This is a genomic window from Psychrobacter sp. A3 (assembly GCF_028823565.1).
GTDB lineage: Bacteria > Pseudomonadota > Gammaproteobacteria > Pseudomonadales > Moraxellaceae > Psychrobacter > Psychrobacter celer.
Genome location: NZ_JAPEHS010000172.1, coordinates 1 through 756, shown reverse-complemented (window position 1 = coordinate 756; position 756 = coordinate 1). Strand labels below are relative to the sequence as shown.

1 pseudogene is annotated in these 756 nt (G+C 48.4%); it reads left to right on the top strand.

Annotation, left to right across the window (positions count from 1 at the left end):
• Positions 1 to 756 (top strand): annotated as a pseudogene (locus tag NK638_RS12340) (hypothetical protein); the annotation flags it as partial.

The following is a 756-nucleotide window of genomic DNA, read 5'->3' as shown; positions in this document are numbered from 1 at the left end:
CCAAAGAAGCCGCTGAGGCAGAAAAGAAAACAGCCGAAGCTGAGACTAAGAAAGCTCAGGACAAAGTTAAAACAGCAGAAGAAAAGGCCGCCGCCGCCATAAAAGCCGTTGCAGCTGCAAAAGCTGAGGCAGATAAAAAGATTGCAGCTCTAAAAGAAGCAACAGCCAGCCAAGTTGCTGTCGCTGAAAAAGAAGCGACAGCGGCAAAAGAAGCGCTTAAAACTGCAGAAGCACAAGCAATTGTAGCGGCAAAAGCAGCAGCGAAAGCGGCAGCTGATGCAGCAGCAGCAGCAGCTAAAGAAGCAACAGTCAAACTCGAAGCAGTCAAAAGTGCGTCAGAAAAAGAAATTACTGCTGCAAAAAAAGCAGCCGCAGATGCTCAGGCACGTGCTGATAAAGCAGTCAAAGACGCCGCTGATGCCCAAAAACGTGTAGAAGAAGCGGAGGCGATTGCTAAATCAGAGGCTGATAGAGCAGACTTAGAGGCTTTGCGAAAGGAACAGGCGATAAAGCAAGCTGAAGAAGCAAAAGCAGAGGCATTAAAGGCTAAGGATGAGGCAGTAAAAGCAAACAAAGAAGCAGCAGATTCTAAACAGTTAGCCGAAAAAGCTAAAGCGGACTTAGAAACTGCCGAAGCAGCCCTGGCTAAAGCTGAGAAAGACCTAGCAGAAGCGTTGGCAAGTGGAGGTAATCCTGAAGCCCTACAAGCAGAAGTAGATCGCCGCCAAGCGGCACTTGATGCAGCAAATGCGAAAG